Below are 240 nucleotides of genomic sequence, written 5' to 3'. Positions count from 1 at the left end.
TGTCCCGGATGGTCGCACCATACGCCGAAAATCGCTCATCTCCAGCGGGGATCGGATGGCACCGTCATGATCATACCGGTTACGAACATGCTGGAGCGGCTGAACCAGGAGATCAAGCGGCGCACCCTGGTCGTTCGCATCTTCCCCAACCCGCAGAGCTGTCTGCGGCTGGTTCGGGCATTGGCGGTGGAGATCCACGAGAACTGGCTCGAGGCGACCCGCTACCTCAACATGGATCAT

The 240-nt window shown here is 60.4% G+C and carries 1 pseudogene; it reads left to right on the top strand.

The features are described from left to right. Window positions 1-81: 81 nt before the first annotated feature. Window positions 82-240, top strand: a pseudogene (locus AC0L2A_RS36550) (transposase); the annotation flags it as partial.

It is taken from the genome of Mesorhizobium sp. WSM4844 (assembly GCF_055811775.1).
The sequence above is the reverse complement of the archived record's forward strand: the minus strand, read 5'-3'. Positions and strand labels throughout refer to the sequence as shown.